Raw genomic sequence first — 423 nt, forward strand, 5'->3', positions numbered from 1 at the left:
GGTCGGTCAGGTCACGGGGGGCATCACCGCCCTCGGCAATCTGGACGATGCCGCGCAGGGTGCCGGCGGCGGTGCATTCGGCGAACAGGGTACGCAGGGCGGTATTGCTGCGCAGCTGGATCGACAGGCGGCCGTCCACCTTGGTGTGGCCGGTGAACAGGGCCGATGCCACGCAGGCTTCGCCGAGCAGTTCGGTGGCGCTGTCCGGATACTCGCCGTGGGACTGGATGTCCTGCCAGGTGGCCTGCAGGCGCACGTGGACGCCACGGACACCGGCGTCGGGGAGCAGGAAACGGATAAGGGAATCGGATTGGGCGGTCATCGGCTCACATCGCGCGGAAACAGGGATGGTTGCCGGATAATGCGCCGACAACCAGGCATAAGAAGGATGCACCAGTAATGGGGGCAGGGGGAGAGCAGGAC

General features: G+C 66.4%; 1 protein-coding gene. It reads right to left on the minus strand.

The window, feature by feature from the left end; genetic code table 11:
* Positions 1–373: Hsp33 family molecular chaperone HslO (locus F0Q01_RS13715; protein WP_205467995.1), on the minus strand; the 373-nt coding region annotated here is incomplete at its 3' end.
* Positions 374–423: the final 50 nt, after the last annotated feature.

Origin of the sequence: Pseudobutyrivibrio xylanivorans (assembly GCF_010906925.1) — a bacterium.
In the GTDB taxonomy this organism is placed as follows: domain Bacteria; phylum Bacillota; class Clostridia; order Lachnospirales; family Lachnospiraceae; genus Pseudobutyrivibrio.